Consider the following 17,066-nt stretch of genomic DNA (forward strand, 5'->3'; position numbering starts at 1 on the left):
ATGCCACGCTCGGATGACCGGTTCCCAGTGTCGTTTTCGACCGCAATCAGTAACAGCATCAGAAAAATGATATTTTTGCGTATCAGATGCAGAACACCGGGGCCGCCATGAAGCGTTACGAAGACATCGCCGAGCTGATCGCGGCCGACATCCGCAGCGGCCGGCTGGCGCCGGGCACGCGGCTACCGTCGATCCGCAAGGTAATGGCACAGCACCGAGTCAGCCCGTCGACGGCGTTCCAGGCGTACTACCTGCTGGAAAAGCGCGGCCTTGTCCGTGCGCGCGAGCGCTCTGGCTACTTCGTCGCCGGCGCCGGCCAGACGCTGCCGCCGGAGCCCGCCGCCAGCTTGCCGCCGCAGGTCTCCGCACCGGTCGACATCAGCGAGCTGGTGTTCTCGGTGCTCGGCGCGGTCCAGCACCGCAACATCCTGCCACTGGGCTCGGCGTTCCCGTCGCCGAAGCTGTTCCCGCTGCCGCGACTGGCGAAATCGCTGGCGTCGACGGCGCGCTTCATCGACCCGTGGGACACCGTCGCCAGCCTGCCACCGGGCAACACCGGCTTGCGGCAGCAGATCGCGCTGCGCTACCTCGGCATGGGCATGCCGCAGGCCCCCGAGAACATCATCGTCACCAATGGCGCGCTCGAAGCGCTGAACCTGTGCCTGGCGGCGGTCGCGCAGCCGGGCGATGTGATCGCGATCGAATCGCCGGGTTTCTACGCGGCGACGCAGGCGATCGAACGGCTGGGCATGCAGGCGCTGGAAATCCCGGTCCACCCGAAGAACGGGCTCGATCTCGACGCGCTGGCCGCCGCGCTCGAGCGCCATCCGGTCAGGGCCTGCTGGTTCATGACCTCGTTCCAGAACCCGATGGGCGCGAGCATGGACGAAGCCAGGAAACAGGCGCTGGTCGCGCTGCTGGCGCGGCACCAGATTCCGCTGATCGAAGACGATGTGTATGGCGAGCTGTACTTCGGCAAACACCCGCCGTTGCCGGCCAAGGCCTTCGATACCCAAGGGCTGGTGATGCACTGCAGTTCGTTCTCGAAAACCCTCGCCCCCGGCTACCGGATCGGCTGGGTCTCGCCGGGGCGCTTCGGACAGCGGATCGAACGGCTCAAGCTGATGACGACGCTGTCGGCCAGCGTGCCGGCGCAGGTGGCAATTGCCGATTACCTGCAGACAGGCGCCTACGACAAGCATCTGCGCAAGCTGCGGCACGCGCTCGAATCGCAGCTGGCGTGCATGAACCGCGCGCTGGTCGAACACTTCCCCGCCGGCGTCCGGGTCTCCCGCCCCAGCGGCGGCTATTTCCTGTGGGTCGAGTTTCCCGACGATTTCGACACGCTGGACTTGCACCGGCGCGCGATCGAACAGGGCATCAGCCTCGCCCCCGGGCCGATCTTCTCGGCGAGCCGGCGGTTCCGCAACTGCCTGCGGCTCAACTATGGCTCGCCGTGGAGCGAAGACTTCGAGCAGGGCATGGCGCTGCTCGGCCGGCTGGCATCGTCGGGCTAGTTGTCCGCCGGCGGAACGACGCGCCGCTCAGTCCCGCAGCAGCCGCGCGATCAGGGCGCCGTCGAACCGCGCGTCGAGCGGCATGCTGGCGTGCACGCCGTTGCCGGCTGCTGCGGCCAGCGGCGCGCCATCCTTGCCGCGCAGCGCGCCCAGGGTGATCACTTGGTTACCGGACGGATGGATGATTTCCAGCTCGTCGCCGACTTCGAAGCGGTTCTTCACGTCGATCTCGGCCCAGCCATCGACCACCGATTTCACCTCGCCGACGAACTGGCTGCGCCTGGCCTTCGAGTGGCCGTCGAGGTAGTTCTGCGCCTCGTGGGTGTAGTGGCGCTGGTAGAAGCCATCGGTGTAACCGCGGTTGGCCAGGCCGTCGAGATCGGCGAGCAAGGCCGGGTTGAACGGGCGGCCGGCCACCGCGTCGTCGATCGCCCGGCGGTAGACCTGCGCCGCGCGGGCGACGTAGTACAGCGATTTGGTGCGGCCCTCGACCTTGAGCGAATCGACGCCGATCCTCGCCAGCCGCTCGACGTGCTGCACCGCGCGCAAATCCTTGCTGTTCATGATGTAGGTGCCGTGCTCGTCCTCGATGATCGGCATCAGTTCGCCCGGCCGGCTCGCTTCCTCGATCAGATAGGTCCGGTCGGCGAGCGGGTGGCGCTCGGCGCCGCCACAGGCGGCAAGCGACTGCTCGGCCTCGCCGAGCGCACGGTTGAAATCGAAGTCGATCTTCGCCGGCTGCACGTCGCCGGCGTCGTCGGACTGCGTGTCGCTGAGCTTGTAGTCCCAGCGGCAGGCGTTGGTACAGGTGCCCTGGTTCGGATCGCGGTGGTTGAAGTAACCGGACAGCAGGCAGCGGCCCGAATAGGCGATGCACAGCGCACCGTGGATGAAGACTTCCAGCTCGATGTCAGGGCACAACTGGCGGATCTCCTCGACCTCATCGAGGCTCAGCTCGCGCGACAGGATCACCCGCTCGAGCCCGAGCGACTGCCAGAACTTCACCCCGGCATAGTTGACCGTGTTGGCCTGCACCGACAGGTGGATGGGCTGCTCGGGCCAGCGCTCGCGCACCATCATGATCAGGCCCGGGTCGGCCATGATCAGCGCATCGGGCTTCATTGCGATCACCGGCGCCATGTCGGCCAGGTAGGTTTTCACCTTGGCGTTGTGCGGCAGGATGTTGCTGGCAACGAACAGCTTCTTGCCGCGCGCATGCGCTTCGGCGATGCCCTGCTGCAGCTGCTCGAGCCTGAACTCGTTGTTGCGCGCGCGCAGGCTGTAGCGCGGCTGGCCGGCATAGACGGCATCGGCGCCGAAATCGTAGGCGGCACGCATTTTTTCCAGCGTGCCGGCAGGCAGGAGCAGTTCGGGGGCTTTGAGCGACATGACAGGACGACGGTTCGGAAAGCCCGCCATTGTACCCGCACCGGCTGCCCATTCTTTGAGCAGCGCCAAAATGTACATCGCAAACAGGGGCTTGCGCCGTTTACCCACAGCCGGCCCACACCGTTGTGACGGGAAAACGGTGGACGACGCCCCCATGGATGCGCTTGCAGCGCGTCGTGCCCCGGGTACCGGTCCTGATCAAAATTTGGGCAATGAAAAAAAACCGTTCCGGAACAAGCACCTGCTTCAACGATCCACAGCCCGCTCACATCGTTGCTGCGGCAAAACGGTGGATGAGTGGATAAACCGTTTGCCGCCCAGCCAGACACCCGAAGCGCCGGCTCGTTGCACGTCTTGCAGGCAAGGGATAAAACCGCCAAGGAATCAGCGCACTGGCCGGCTTATCCACAGCCATTCCACACGCTTGTCGAACGAAGCTGGGGACAAGCGGCGCGGCCGCCCGGTCCGGAAACGGTGGCGTGCCCGTTTTTCGGGCTCCCCGGAAAAAAGCTGCCGGAACAAGTGCTTGCCGCATTTACCCACAGCCGCCTCACAGTCCGGCCCAGCGCTTTTGGGGATACCCGTCACCGGCCGGGATGGGCAGAGGCCGCAGCCTCCGGCATGGCCACCGGCCGGCATCGGCCGCACAAAAAACAGGCAGGATGAAAAACCCCAGTCCAAACAAGGTCTTGCGCCGGCCATCCACAGGCGGTCAACACGGCGGCAAACCGAATCGGTGGGTAGTCCGCCGGCCTTGCCCGAAAATCACGCAGCAGGCTTTAACCGAGCAAAAACAAGCGCTTGCCCGGCTTACCCACAGCGCGCCCACATCCTTGCCCAGCGCAACGGTGGACAATCAGCGCAGCAGTGGCGAATCGGCCTGCGCCAGCTGCACACCGGTCAGCTCCGCCTGACCGGCCAGCACTTGGACATACTGCGACAGTGCCCGCTTGAGCGCCACCGTCTGCAATTGCCGCGCGACCTGCGCCTGCACCTGCTCGTAATGCAGCGCATGACCCGGCTCGCGCGACTCGATGACCACGACGTGAAAACCGTAGCGCGTCCTGACCAGTTGCGGCAGCACGCCGATCGTCCGGCCACCGAACAGCGCCTGCTCGAACTCGGGCACCGCATCGCCACGGCTCAGCAAGCCCAGGCTGCCGCCGTCGGCACCGGTCGGGCAATTGGAATAGCGCCTCGCCAGCTCGCCGATCCGCTCGGGCGCGGCCAGTACCGCCTGCAACACCCGCTGCGCCTGTTCGAGCAGAGCGGCGACCGGCACACCGGGCGTCACGCCAAACAGGATGTGGCGCACGCCGATCCGCTCCCCCACCACGTATTCGGCCTCGTGGGCGTCGAAATAGCGCCGGCATGCCGCATCGTCGGCCATCGGCACCGCCACATCGCGCAGCAGCAACTGCTCGATCGCTGCAGCCATCGCCTCGTCGTCGGCCTCGTCCGGCAGCAACTGCTCGTGCAGCACCTGCTGCCGCAACAGCTCGTACACCGCCGCGCTTTCGCCGTTGGCCATGCCGTCCTCGTTCACGGGAATCCCGTTGACGCAAACACCGCCGTCGATGGCCATCATTTCAGCCCCTGCACGCCGCGCGCCTGCGGCGTCCGCCGCGTGCGCATCAGCTGGAACGGCCGGAACAGGTAGAACACCGAAGCGAACCCGCTCCAGATATGCACCAGCCGGGTAAACGGGAACACGAGGAAAATCGTCAGACCGAGGAAGATGTGCAGCTTGTAGACCCACGGAATCGCAACCAGCAGATCGGCATTGTTCGGCCGGAAGATCACGATGCCCTGCACGTAGTAGATCAGCGCCTGGAAGCTGTAGCCTTCGACCCTGGCCGACGAGAAATACACCGTCGCCAGCCCCAGCGCCAGTTGCACCCAGAGCAGCGCGACAATAAGCAGATCCCACGGCCGGCTGTTGGAGCGCAGCCGCGGATCGCTCAGCCGCCGGTGGATCAGTATCGACAGCCCGATGATCGCGGCAACGCCGGCCACGCCGCCGCCGACCATGGCCAGCAGTTCGTGCGCGTGCTCGCTCATGAAGGCCAGCACGATGGGCTCGGGCATCAGGAAGCCGACCAGATGACCGGCAAACACGACGAGTACGCCGAAGTGGAACAGGTTCGATCCCCAGCGCAGCTGCCTTTTCCGCAGCAGTTGCGAGGAATCGGCTCGCCAGCTGTACTGCTCGCGGTCGAAGCGCAACAGGCTGCCGACAAAGAACACCGTCAGCGCAATATAGGGATAGAACCCGAACAGGAACTGGTGCAGATAGGTCCCGGCATCCATCACATGACTCCTTTACCGGCCTGCGCCGGTCCATTCGATCAGCGCCCGGGCCTGGGCATGAAACGGATCGTCGACGTCGCCGGCTGCTCGTCAGGCTTGGCGAATGCCGGCACGTCCATCCAGTCGTCGTCGACATCGTCGAGCGGCTCGGGTTCGACCGCTTTTGACCAGTCCAGTCCGTCTTCGCCGGCCACCGCAAGCGCAGCATCAAAAACCGCTGCATAGCGGCTGCCGCGCGCCGCCACCGCTTCGCCGACCTTGCGGACCAGATGGCCGCAATCGGCCATGACCGCCTTCGCTTCAGCAAGCGGCCGGTTCCCGAGGAACTCGAGCAGCGCCGGCAGGTAGTCCGGCAACTCGCCCGGCTTGAGCAGAAAGCCCGCGCGCTGGTACAGCTCGGCCAGTTGCACCATCGCCTCGCCGCGCTCGCGGCTCTCGCCGTGAAGATGCTCGAACAGATGCAGCGATGCGGCACGACCACGGTCGAACAGGCCGACATAGGCCTCCTCGGCGTCCAGCGCATCGGCACGCATCAGCGACTCGAGCAGCTCGGCAAGGCGCTCGCGATCGATCCGCCGCAGACTCCCGTCGCCCGACAGCTCGGCGGCGATCTCGGGCAACAGCGCGCGCAGGTTCGCGGCCGGGTACAGCAGCAGCGCGCCCAGCAGGCGCAGCACATGGGTGGGCGGCCTGCCGGATGTTGCACGTGTCGAGGCCATCATCAGTAATCCACCTTGTTTTCGGTCCCGCGTCCGCCCATGGTCTTGAGCGGAATCACCTTCTTGCCCCCCATCTTGCCGCCGAACAGGCTGGTCTCGCTGCTGCCGTCCGAGCAGCCGTTGCCGAACGAAAAGCCGCATTCGCCGCGTAACTGGTAGGCATTCTCGGCATACTCGCGGTGCGTGGTCGGAATGACGTAACGGTCTTCATAGTCGGCAATCGACAGGTAGCGATGCATCTCCTCGGCCTCGGCCTGCGTCAGCCCGGCCTCGGCCAGCAAGGCCGCGTTGTCCCGTCCTTCGAGCTGCCGCTCGCGATAGAACGCCCGCATGCCAAGCATTTTTTTCAAGGCGCGCTGTACCGGCTTTTCATCGCCGGCCGTCAGCAGATTCGCGAGATAACGAACCGGAATGCGCAGGCTGTCGACATCGGGCAGGTGGCCCTGCATGCCGATCTCTCCGGCATTGGCCCGCGCCTGGATCGGCGACAGCGGCGGCACGTACCAGACCATCGGCAAGGTCCGGTACTCCGGGTGCAAGGGAAAGGCGATCTTCCACTCCATCGCCATCTTGTAGGCCGGCGAGCGGGTTGCCGCTTCGAGCCAGAGCTCCGGTACGCCGTCCTTGCGGGCCTGTTCCTGCACCGCCTGCGAATGCGGGTCGAGGAAAACCGACAGCTGCGCGCCGTACAGGTCCTGCGGGTTGGCGACCGACGCCGCCGCCTCGATCCGGTCGGCGTCGTACAGCATTACGCCAAGGTAGCGGATCCGGCCGACGCAGGTTTCGGAACATACGGTCGGCTGCCCCGCTTCGATGCGCGGATAGCAGAAGATGCACTTCTCGGCCTTGCCGGACGACCAGTTGTAGTAAATCTTCTTGTACGGACAGCCCGACACGCACATGCGCCAGCCGCGGCATTTGTCCTGATCGATCAGCACGATGCCGTCTTCTTCGCGCTTGTAGATCGAACCGGACGGACAGGACGCCACGCAGGCCGGGTTGAGGCAGTGCTCGCACAGGCGCGGCAGATACATCATGAAGGTGTTTTCGAACTCGCCGTAGATGTCCTTCTGCACGTCCTCGAAGTTGTAGTCGGCACTGCGCTTGGCGAATTCGCCCCCAAGGATTTCTTCCCAGTTCGGCCCCCATTCGATCTTTTCCATCCGTGCGCCGCTGACGACCGAAATCGGCCGGGCCACCGGCGGCGTCGGCATTTCGGGTGCGGTCTGCAGGAACTCGTAATCGAAGGTGAACGGCTCGTAATAGTCGTCGATCTCGGGCAGGTTCGGATTCGCAAACAGGTTGAGCAGCACCTGCAGGCGGCTACCCTGCTTGAGCTTCAGCTTGCCGTTGCGTTTGAGGTCCCAGCCACCCTTCCACCTGTCCTGGTTCTCCCAGTCCTTCGGGTAACCGATACCGGGCTTGGTTTCGACATTGTTGAACCAGGCGTATTCCATGCCGAGCCGGCTGGTCCAGACATTTTTGCAGGTGACCGAACAGGTATGGCAGCCGATGCATTTGTCGAGATTGAGCACCATGGCGATCTGTGCGCGGACTTTCATGGTCAGTCCTCCTCCCCTTGATCGCCGGTCGGCGTGTCCATCCAGTCGACCTTGGCCATCTTGCGGACAATGACGAATTCGTCGCGGTTGCTGCCGACGGTGCCGTAATAGTTGAAACCGTACGAGAGCTGCGCATAGCCACCGATCATGTGCGTCGGCTTGAGCACCGTCCGCGTCACCGAGTTGTGAATGCCGCCACGGTGCTTCGTCACCTCCGACCCCGGCACGTTCACGATCTTTTCCTGCGCGTGGTACATCATGCACATGCCCGGCTTGACCCGCTGGCTGACCACCGCACGCGCAGCGATCGCGCCGTTGACGTTGAACAGCTCGATCCAGTCGTTGTCGGCAATGCCGACCCGCTGCGCATCGGTCTCGGACAGCCAGACGATCGGCCCGCCGCGCGACAGCGTCAGCATCAGCAGGTTGTCGGTATAGGTCGAGTGGATTCCCCACTTCTGGTGCGGCGTAATGAAGTTGAGCGCGATTTCCGGGTTGCCGTTCGGCACCTTACCACTCAGCGGCGCGACCGCCTTGGTATCGACCGGCGGCCGGTAACAGGCGAAGCCTTCGCCAAAATCGCGCATCCACGCATGGTCCTGATAGAACTGTTGCCGGCCGGTGAGCGTGCGCCACGGAATCAGTTCATTCACATTGGTGTAGCCGGCGGTATAGCTGACGTGCTCGCTCTCGATCCCGGACCAGGTCGGGCTGGAAATGATCTTGCGCGGTTGCGCCTGAACATCGCGGTAGCGGATCTTCTCGTCCTCGCGCACATCGGCCAGGTGCGCATGCGAGCGGCCGGTGAACTTGGACAACGCCTCCCAAGCCTTGACCGCGACCTCGCCGTTGGTTTCCGGCGCCAGCGACAGGATCACCTCGGTCGCATCGATATCGGTCTCGATCCGCGGTAGTCCCTTGGTCGGCCCCTCCTCGGTCACGGCCTTGTTGAGCTTCGCCAGCCCGTCGACCTCGTGCTCGGTATTCCAGCCTATGCCCTTGCCGCCGTTGCCCAGCGTTTTCATCAGCGGGCCGAGGGCGGTAAAGCGCCTGTAGGTATTCGGGTAGTCGCGCTCGACCACGACGATGTTCGGCGCGGTCTTGCCCGGAATCAGTTCGCACTCCCCCTTCTTCCAGTCTTTCGGCTCGAACGGCTGCGCCAGTTCCCCCGCAGTGTCGTGCAGGATCGGCACCAACACGACGTCCTGCTCCACCCCGAGATGGCCGACGGCCAGTTCGGAAAACTTTTTCGCAATCGCCTTGTAGATTTCCCAGTCACTCTTGCTCTGCCAGATCGGGTCGACGGCGGCCGACAGCGGGTGGATGAACGGGTGCATGTCCGAGGTATTGAGATCGTTCTTTTCGTACCAGGTCGCCGTCGGCAGCACCACGTCGGCGTACAGACAGGTCGTGCTCATCCTGAAATCGAGCACGGTGATCAGGTCGAGCTTTCCCTCGGGCGCCTTGTCGTGCCAGACAACCTCCTGTGGTCTGGATTCGCCTGTGGATCCGATGTCGTCGCCAAGCAACCCGTTCTGGGCGCCAACGAAATGCTTGAGGAAGTACTCGTGCCCCTTGCCGCTCGACCCGAACAGGTTGGAACGCCAGACAAAGAGGTTGCGCGGAAAATTGACCGGCGCATCCGGGTCTTCGCAGGACATCCTCAGGCTGCCGTCCTTGAGGCCGTTGACGACGAAGTCCTTCGGCGCCAGACCGGCGTGCTTGGCCGCCGCGGTGATGCCCAAGGGATTGGTCGCCAGTTGTGGTGCCGACGGCAACCAACCCATCCGCTCGGCCCGGACGTTGAAATCGATCATGCTGCCGCCATAGCGGTTGGGGTCGGCCAGCGGCGAGAGGATTTCATCGACGCCGATTTTTTCGTACCGCCACTGGTCGGTATGTGCGTAGAAGAATGAGGTGCTGTTCATGTGTCGCGGCGGACGCAGCCAGTCAAGCGCAAACGCCAGCGCGGTCCAGCCGGTCTGCGGCCGCAGCTTCTCCTGACCGACATAATGGGCCCAGCCGCCACCGGACACGCCGATACAGCCGCACAGCATCAGCATATTGATTGCCGCGCGGTAATTCATGTCCTGGTGGTACCAGTGATTCATCGCCGCACCGATGATCACCATCGACCGCCCGCGGGTTTTCTCGGCCGTCTCGGCGAACTGGCGCGCGACCTCGATCACCTGTTCGGCCGGAACACCGGTAATGCGCTGCTGCCACGCCGGCGTATAGGCAATGTTGTCATCGAACGACGCGGCAGCTTCTCCGCCCAGACCGCGATCGACACCATAGTGGGCGCACATCAGGTCGAAGACCGTCGCCACGAGCGCCTCGCCGTCCTTCAGTGCCAGACGTCGAACCGGCACATTCCGGCTGAGCACTTCGCCACCTTGCTCGTTGGCGGTGAAGTCGGCCGGCGCCTCGCCACCGAAGTAGGGAAAGGCAACCGGAGCGACATCATCCCGCCGGGCGATCAGGCTCAGCGCAAGCCGGACTCCGGCTCCGCTTGCGCCGTCCTTCTGCTCCAGATTCCATTTGCCCAGATCCCCTTCGACCTGTTGCCCCCAGCGATAGCCGATCGCCCCCTGAGGCGCGATACAGGCACCGCTCGCCTCGTCGAATGCGACCGTTTTCCACTCCGGGTTGTTCGCCTGCCCCAGCGCATCGCCAAAGTCGGACGCCCGCACAAATCGGTCGGCAACCAGCCTTTCGCCGTCCCTGCGCAAGCGAACCAGCATCGGCAAATCGGTCAAGCGGCGGCAGTAGTCGTCGAAATAGTCGACCTGCCGATCGACAAAGTACTCTTTCAGGATCACATGCCCCATCGCCATCCCGAGCGCCGCATCGGTTCCCTGCTTCGGATGCAGCCAGATGTCCGACAGCTTGGCGACCTCGGAATAGTCGGGGGTAATGGCAACGATTTTCGTGCCGTTGTATCGCGCCTCGACAAAGAAGTGCGCATCCGGGGTCCGCGTTTGCGGCACGTTAGAGCCCCAGGCAATGATGAACGCCGAGTTGTACCAGTCGGCCGATTCCGGCACATCGGTCTGCTCGCCCCAAGTCTGCGGACTCGACGGCGGCAGATCGCAATACCAGTCGTAAAACGACATCAAGGTGCCGCCGATCAGGCTCAGATAGCGGCTGCCGGCGGCATAGCTGACCATCGACATCGCCGGAATCGGCGAAAAGCCGATGATGCGGTCCGGACCATATGTTTTGATCGTGTGGATATTCGCCGCCGCAACCAGCTCGGTCGCCTCTTCCCAACTGGCGCGGACAAACCCACCACGCCCGCGAATCGACTTGTACTCCTGCGCTTTTGTATCGTCGGCGACGATGGATTGCCAAGCCTCGACCGGCGTCAGCGTCTTACGTGCCTCGCGCCACAAGCGCATCAGCCGGCCGCGAATCATCGGGTATTTCAGCCGGTTGGCACTGTAGAGGTACCAGCTGTACGAGGCGCCACGCGAACAGCCGCGAGGCTCGTGATTGGGCATGCCCGGACGGGTACGTGGATAGTCGGTCTGCTGGGTTTCCCAGGTAACGATGCCGCCCTTGACATAGATCTTCCAGCTACAGGAACCGGTGCAGTTCACACCATGGGTCGAGCGAACGATCTTGTCGTGCTGCCAGCGCAGCCGGTATGCCTCCTCCCAGGTACGGTCTTCGGCACGCAGTTCGCCATGCCCACCGGCATAGGCCTCGCGTGTCAGCGTGAAGAGACTCAAACGGTCAAGAAAATGACTCATGGTTCCCCCTGGCATTCTGCGCCCCGACACCAGGCTGGGCGCGGACGTCAACATCTACAAGCTAGTTGCAGATCGGGAAGAAACCAAGCAAGGAGTGATGCGCCTCCTTCGAGAACGCCCCTAAAGCAAACCCCCCCACCAGCTTCGCTGATGGGGGGGTTTCTATGGGGAGTCTGGCGATGACCTACTTTCACACGGGAACCCGCACTATCATCGGCGCTGAGTCGTTTCACGGTCCTGTTCGGGATGGGAAGGCGTGGGACCAACTCGCTATGGTCGCCAGACGTAACTGGTTGAGTTACGACTGTTTACTACTAGTCATATCTCTGAATTCGATAGAAGAAGCAAAGGCTCGGTTTGATTGTGTCGAGCTTGTCGCAACACACCCGAACCACGCGGTTCAGGTTATAGGATCAAGCCGCACGGGCAATTAGTATCGGTTAGCTTAACGCATTACTGCGCTTCCACACCCGACCTATCAACGTGGTGGTCTTCCACGACCCTTCAGGGGAATCAAGTTCCCAGGGAAATCTCATCTTGAGGCAAGTTTCGCGCTTAGATGCTTTCAGCGCTTATCTCTTCCGCATTTAGCTACCCGGCGATACCACTGGCGTGATAACCGGTACACCAGAGATGCGTCCACTCCGGTCCTCTCGTACTAGGAGCAGCCCCCCTCAAATTTCCAACGCCCACTGCAGATAGGGACCAAACTGTCTCACGACGTTTTGAACCCAGCTCACGTACCACTTTAAATGGCGAACAGCCATACCCTTGGGACCGGCTACAGCCCCAGGATGTGATGAGCCGACATCGAGGTGCCAAACTCCGCCGTCGATGTGAACTCTTGGGCGGAATCAGCCTGTTATCCCCGGAGTACCTTTTATCCGTTGAGCGATGGCCCTTCCATACAGAACCACCGGATCACTATGTCCTGCTTTCGCACCTGCTCGACGTGTCAGTCTCGCAGTCAAGCTACCTTGTGCCATTACACTATCAGTACGATGTCCGACCGTACCTAGGTAACCTTCGAGCTCCTCCGTTACACTTTGGGAGGAGACCGCCCCAGTCAAACTGCCTACCATGCACGGTCCCCGATCCGGATGACGGACCAAGGTTAGAACCTCAAAGGGGTCAGGGTGGTATTTCAAGGACGGCTCCACAGAAACTAGCGTCTCTGCTTCAAAGCCTCCCACCTATCCTACACAAACCACTTCAAAGTCCAATGCAAAGCTACAGTAAAGGTTCACGGGGTCTTTCCGTCTAGCAGCGGGGAGATTGCATCTTCACAAACACTTCAACTTCGCTGAGTCTCAGGAGGAGACAGTGTGGCCATCGTTACGCCATTCGTGCGGGTCGGAACTTACCCGACAAGGAATTTCGCTACCTTAGGACCGTTATAGTTACGGCCGCCGTTTACCGGGGCTTCGATCAAGAGCTTGCACCCCATCAATTAACCTTCCGGCACCGGGCAGGCGTCACACCCTATACGTCCACTTTCGTGTTAGCAGAGTGCTGTGTTTTTGATAAACAGTCGCAGCCACCTTTTCACTGCAACCTCTTCGAGCTCCACGAGCAAGTCGCTTCACCCTACAGAGGCACACCTTCTCCCGAAGTTACGGTGTCAATTTGCCGAGTTCCTTCTCCTGAGTTCTCTCAAGCGCCTTAGAATTCTCATCCTGCCCACCAGTGTCGGTTTGCGGTACGGTCAATTCTGAGCTGAAGCTTAGTGGCTTTTCCTGGAAGCATAGGATCAATCACTTCAGGCCCAATGGGCCCTCGTCGTCACGCCTCAGTGTTAACAGGGATCCGGATTTGCCTAAATCCCCCACCTACACGCTTAAACCACCTATTCCAACAGATGGCTGACCTACCTTTCTCCGTCCCCACATCGCACTCAGAATCGGTACAGGAATATTAACCTGTTTCCCATCGACTACGCTTTTCAGCCTCGCCTTAGGGGCCGACTCACCCTACGCCGATTAACGTTGCGTAGGAAACCTTGGGCTTTCGGCGAACGGGCTTTTCACCCGTTTTAACGCTACTCATGTCAGCATTCGCACTTCCGATACCTCCAGCAACCTTTACAAGTCACCTTCACAGGCTTACGGAACGCTCCCCTACCATATGTACAGAGTACATATCCGCGTCTTCGGTTATCAATTTGAGCCCCGTTACATCTTCCGCGCAGGACGACTCGACCAGTGAGCTATTACGCTTTCTTTAAATGATGGCTGCTTCTAAGCCAACATCCTGGCTGTCTATGCCTTCCCACCTCGTTTTCCACTTAATTGATCATTTGGGACCTTAGACGGCGGTCTGGGTTGTTTCCCTCTTGACACCGGACGTTAGCACCCGATGTCTGTCTCCCAAGCTCGCACTTAACGGTATTCAGAGTTTGCCATGGTTTGGTAAGTCGCGATGACCCCCTAGCCATAACAGTGCTTTACCCCCGTTAGTGATACTTGAGGCACTACCTAAATAGTTTTCGGGGAGAACCAGCTATTTCCAGGTTTGTTTAGCCTTTCACCCCTATCCACAGCTCATCCCCTAATTTTGCAACATTAGTGGGTTCGGACCTCCAGTGCGTGTTACCGCACCTTCATCCTGGCCATGGATAGATCACCTGGTTTCGGGTCTACGCCCAGCAACTGATCGCCCTATTCGGACTCGGTTTCCCTACGCCTCCCCTATTCGGTTAAGCTCGCTACTGAACGTAAGTCGCTGACCCATTATACAAAAGGTACGCAGTCACCCCACGAGGGGGCTCCCACTGTTTGTATGCATCCGGTTTCAGGTTCTATTTCACTCCCCTCCCGGGGTTCTTTTCGCCTTTCCCTCACGGTACTGGTTCACTATCGGTCGATCACGAGTATTTAGCCTTGGAGGATGGTCCCCCCATCTTCGGACAGGATTTCTCGTGTCCCGCCTTACTTGTCGTACGCTTAGTACCACGATGGTCTTTTCGTATACGGGGCTATCACCCACTATCGCCGGCCTTTCCATGCCGTTTTACTAAGACTACCGCTATCACGTACAGGCTCTTCCCATTTCGCTCGCCACTACTTTGGGAATCTCGGTTGATTTCTTTTCCTCCGGCTACTTAGATGTTTCAGTTCGCCGGGTTCGCCTCACATGACCTATGTATTCAGTCATGGATGACCCAAAAGGGCCGGGTTTCCCCATTCGGATATCTGCGGATCAAAGCTTGTTTGCCAGCTCCCCGCAGCTTTTCGCAGGCTGCCGCGTCCTTCATCGCCTGTGATCGCCAAGGCATCCACCAGATGCACTTAGTCGCTTGATCCTATAACCTCAAACACGTGGTTTGCGGCTACAAGCTGTGTTTGCGACTTCGAATTCTCTCGAATTCAAAACTCGATGCAATCAAACCCATTCATTACTGAATAAATTTGAGTCTTGCTTCTTCTATCTTGTTAAAGAGCGATACAGAGAATAAATCTCGTCCAACTGAAGCAGTCAGAATGAAATCCACGCAATCTCTCGATTGAATGCACTTGATTCTGAGTCCTTCCGGATCTAAACCAACACGGTGATGGCTCACCGCAAGGTGTGGAGGCAGACGGGATCGAACCGACGACCCTCTGCTTGCAAAGCAGATGCTCTCCCAACTGAGCTATGCCCCCATCGGATCAAACTGTTTGTCCATCCGCAAAGCAAATGGTGGGTCAAGCTGGAATCGAACCAGCGACCCCCGCCTTATCAAGACGGTGCTCTAACCGACTGAGCTACTGACCCAGTTCTCCGTATCTCTAACCTACAGCCGATGAGTGTGAATGCTTAATGAGGCATTATCTTTAAAGGAGGTGATCCAGCCGCAGGTTCCCCTACGGCTACCTTGTTACGACTTCACCCCAGTCATGAATCCTACCGTGGTAACCGGCCTCCCGAAGGTTAGCCTAGCTACTTCTGGTAAAACCCACTCCCATGGTGTGACGGGCGGTGTGTACAAGGCCCGGGAACGTATTCACCGCGACATGCTGATCCGCGATTACTAGCGATTCCGACTTCACGCAGTCGAGTTGCAGACTGCGATCCGGACTACGATTGGTTTTATGGGATTGGCTCCACCTCGCGGCTTCGCGACCCTCTGTGACCAACCATTGTATGACGTGTGAAGCCCTGGTCATAAGGGCCATGAGGACTTGACGTCATCCCCACCTTCCTCCGGTTTGTCACCGGCAGTCCCATTAAAGTGCTCAACTGAATGGTAGCAACTAATGGCAAGGGTTGCGCTCGTTGCGGGACTTAACCCAACATCTCACGACACGAGCTGACGACAGCCATGCAGCACCTGTGTTCTGGCTCCTTACGGCACTCCCAAATCTCTTCGGGATTCCAGACATGTCAAGACCAGGTAAGGTTTTTCGCGTTGCATCGAATTAATCCACATCATCCACCGCTTGTGCGGGCCCCCGTCAATTCCTTTGAGTTTTAACCTTGCGGCCGTACTCCCCAGGCGGTCTACTTCCCGCGTTAGCTGCGTTACTAAGCTCCGAAAAGCCCAACAACTAGTAGACATCGTTTAGGGCGTGGACTACCAGGGTATCTAATCCTGTTTGCTCCCCACGCTTTCGTCCATGAGTGTCAGTATCAGCCCAGGGGGTTGCCTTCGCCATCGGTGTTCCTCCGCATCTCTACGCATTTCACTGCTACACGCGGAATTCCACCCCCCTCTGCCGTACTCTAGCGAGCCAGTCAGCAATGCAGTTCCCAGGTTGAGCCCGGGGCTTTCACATCGCTCTTAACAAGCCACCTGCGGACGCTTTACGCCCAGTAATTCCGATTAACGCTTGGACCCTACGTATTACCGCGGCTGCTGGCACGTAGTTAGCCGGTCCTTATTCTTCAGGTACTGTCATCCCCGACCCGTATTAGGGGCCAGAATTTCCTCCCTGACAAAAGGGCTTTACAACCCGAAGGCCTTCTTCACCCACGCGGCATTGCTGGATCAGGCTTTCGCCCATTGTCCAAGATTCCCCACTGCTGCCTCCCGTAGGAGTCTGGGCCGTGTCTCAGTCCCAGTGTGGCGGGTCGTCCTCTCAGACCCGCTACTGATCGTCGCCTTGGTGAGCCTTTACCTCACCAACTAGCTAATCAGCCATCGGCCGCTCCAATAACGTGAGGTCTTGCGATCCCCCACTTTCCCCCTCAGGGCGTATGCGGTATTAGCTTGCCTTTCGGCAGGTTATCCCCCATTACTGGGCACGTTCCGATGTATTACTCACCCGTTCGCCACTAGATTGAAGAGCAAGCTCCTCAACCCCGTTCGACTTGCATGTGTAAAGCATGCCGCCAGCGTTCAATCTGAGCCAGGATCAAACTCTTTCGTTTAATCACTGAATAGTTGCGCACTTGCGTTAACTCAAAAAAACTCGCCCGACCACCGAAGCGGCCAGACTGCTTTCTATCATTTAAGTGCAAGCACTTGATGCACTCATCAAGCACTCACACTCATCGGCTGTAATTTGTTAAAGATCGCTTGCTTCAGGACGCTTCGCTCGGTAAACTCGGCGGGTTTCGCTTCGTTTCTTTCGCTGCGTCATCAGCAGAGAACGCAACTTTAAGCACTTCCCCGTCTTCCGTCAACACCCCGCCGCAACAATTTCGCAGCACAACCGATAAACCCCTGATCGGACAGCGAAATTTCAGCAGACCAAAATCCGACGCATTCGCATTGCCGCGCAGGATGGCGGCACGATACTGACAAATCCATGTCAAACGCATGAAATCCGTCAGTTTCTGCCTCGCCGGCCGGCTGGAATGCCGCCGCCGGCCCGTCCAGCACCGGCAGTTCCC

Annotated in this window: 8 protein-coding genes, 2 tRNA genes and 3 rRNA genes; 1 reads left to right on the forward strand and 12 read right to left on the reverse strand. The window is 60.3% G+C overall.

Going from position 1 to position 17,066, the window contains the following annotated elements:
* Nucleotides 1–107 precede the first annotated feature (107 nt).
* Nucleotides 108–1,517 carry a PLP-dependent aminotransferase family protein gene (locus tag BJP62_RS06690; RefSeq protein WP_070532421.1) on the forward strand — a complete coding sequence of 470 codons (1,410 nt, stop codon included), beginning with the start codon at nucleotides 108–110 and terminating at the stop codon, nucleotides 1,515–1,517.
* A gap of 27 nt (nucleotides 1,518–1,544) precedes the next feature.
* On the opposite strand, the gene yegQ is transcribed toward BJP62_RS06690, so the two are convergent.
* The 12 genes from yegQ to BJP62_RS18370 form a co-directional block, all read right to left on the reverse strand.
* Nucleotides 1,545–2,906: a tRNA 5-hydroxyuridine modification protein YegQ gene (gene yegQ, locus BJP62_RS06695; RefSeq protein WP_070528130.1), complete on the reverse strand. Its 1,362-nt coding sequence runs from the start codon at nucleotides 2,904–2,906 to the stop codon at nucleotides 1,545–1,547.
* 856 nt (nucleotides 2,907–3,762) lie between these two features.
* A complete protein-coding gene (locus BJP62_RS06700) occupies nucleotides 3,763–4,494 on the reverse strand; it encodes a peptidylprolyl isomerase (RefSeq protein WP_083300761.1) in 732 nt (243 codons plus the stop codon).
* A complete protein-coding gene (narI, locus tag BJP62_RS06705; RefSeq protein ID WP_070528134.1) occupies nucleotides 4,491–5,216 on the reverse strand; it encodes a respiratory nitrate reductase subunit gamma in 726 nt (241 codons plus the stop codon). The genes BJP62_RS06700 and narI overlap by 4 nt, the downstream gene beginning before the upstream one ends.
* 38 nt (nucleotides 5,217–5,254) lie before the next feature.
* Complete coding sequence (narJ, locus tag BJP62_RS06710; protein WP_236943674.1) at nucleotides 5,255–5,938, reverse strand: nitrate reductase molybdenum cofactor assembly chaperone; 684 nt, start codon at nucleotides 5,936–5,938, stop codon at nucleotides 5,255–5,257.
* Nucleotides 5,938–7,497, reverse strand: a complete 1,560-nt coding sequence (gene narH, locus BJP62_RS06715) for a nitrate reductase subunit beta (RefSeq protein WP_070528136.1) — start codon at nucleotides 7,495–7,497, stop codon at nucleotides 5,938–5,940. The genes narJ and narH overlap by 1 nt, the downstream gene beginning before the upstream one ends.
* A 2-nt stretch (nucleotides 7,498–7,499) precedes the next feature.
* The gene (locus BJP62_RS06720) at nucleotides 7,500–11,252 is read right to left on the reverse strand and encodes a nitrate reductase subunit alpha (RefSeq protein WP_070528138.1); all 3,753 of its coding nucleotides are present in this window, start codon (nucleotides 11,250–11,252) and stop codon (nucleotides 7,500–7,502) included.
* A 171-nt stretch (nucleotides 11,253–11,423) separates the two neighbouring features.
* Nucleotides 11,424–11,536 (reverse strand): 5S ribosomal RNA (rrf, locus tag BJP62_RS06725).
* Nucleotides 11,537–11,661: 125 nt separating this feature from the next.
* Nucleotides 11,662–14,553, reverse strand: a 23S ribosomal RNA gene (locus tag BJP62_RS06730).
* A 267-nt stretch (nucleotides 14,554–14,820) separates the two neighbouring features.
* Nucleotides 14,821–14,893, reverse strand: a tRNA-Ala gene (locus BJP62_RS06735).
* A 35-nt stretch (nucleotides 14,894–14,928) separates the two neighbouring features.
* Nucleotides 14,929–15,005 (reverse strand) — tRNA-Ile (locus BJP62_RS06740).
* A 61-nt stretch (nucleotides 15,006–15,066) separates the two neighbouring features.
* Nucleotides 15,067–16,601, reverse strand: a 16S ribosomal RNA gene (locus BJP62_RS06745).
* Together the 16S, 23S and 5S rRNA genes with 2 tRNA genes alongside form the textbook arrangement of a ribosomal RNA operon.
* A 153-nt stretch (nucleotides 16,602–16,754) precedes the next feature.
* The gene (locus tag BJP62_RS18370) at nucleotides 16,755–16,994 is read right to left on the reverse strand and encodes a hypothetical protein (protein WP_145927134.1); all 240 of its coding nucleotides are present in this window, start codon (nucleotides 16,992–16,994) and stop codon (nucleotides 16,755–16,757) included.
* Nucleotides 16,995–17,066 lie beyond the last annotated feature (72 nt).

The organism is Jeongeupia sp. USM3 (assembly GCF_001808185.1).
Lineage (GTDB): Bacteria > Pseudomonadota > Gammaproteobacteria > Burkholderiales > Chitinibacteraceae > Jeongeupia.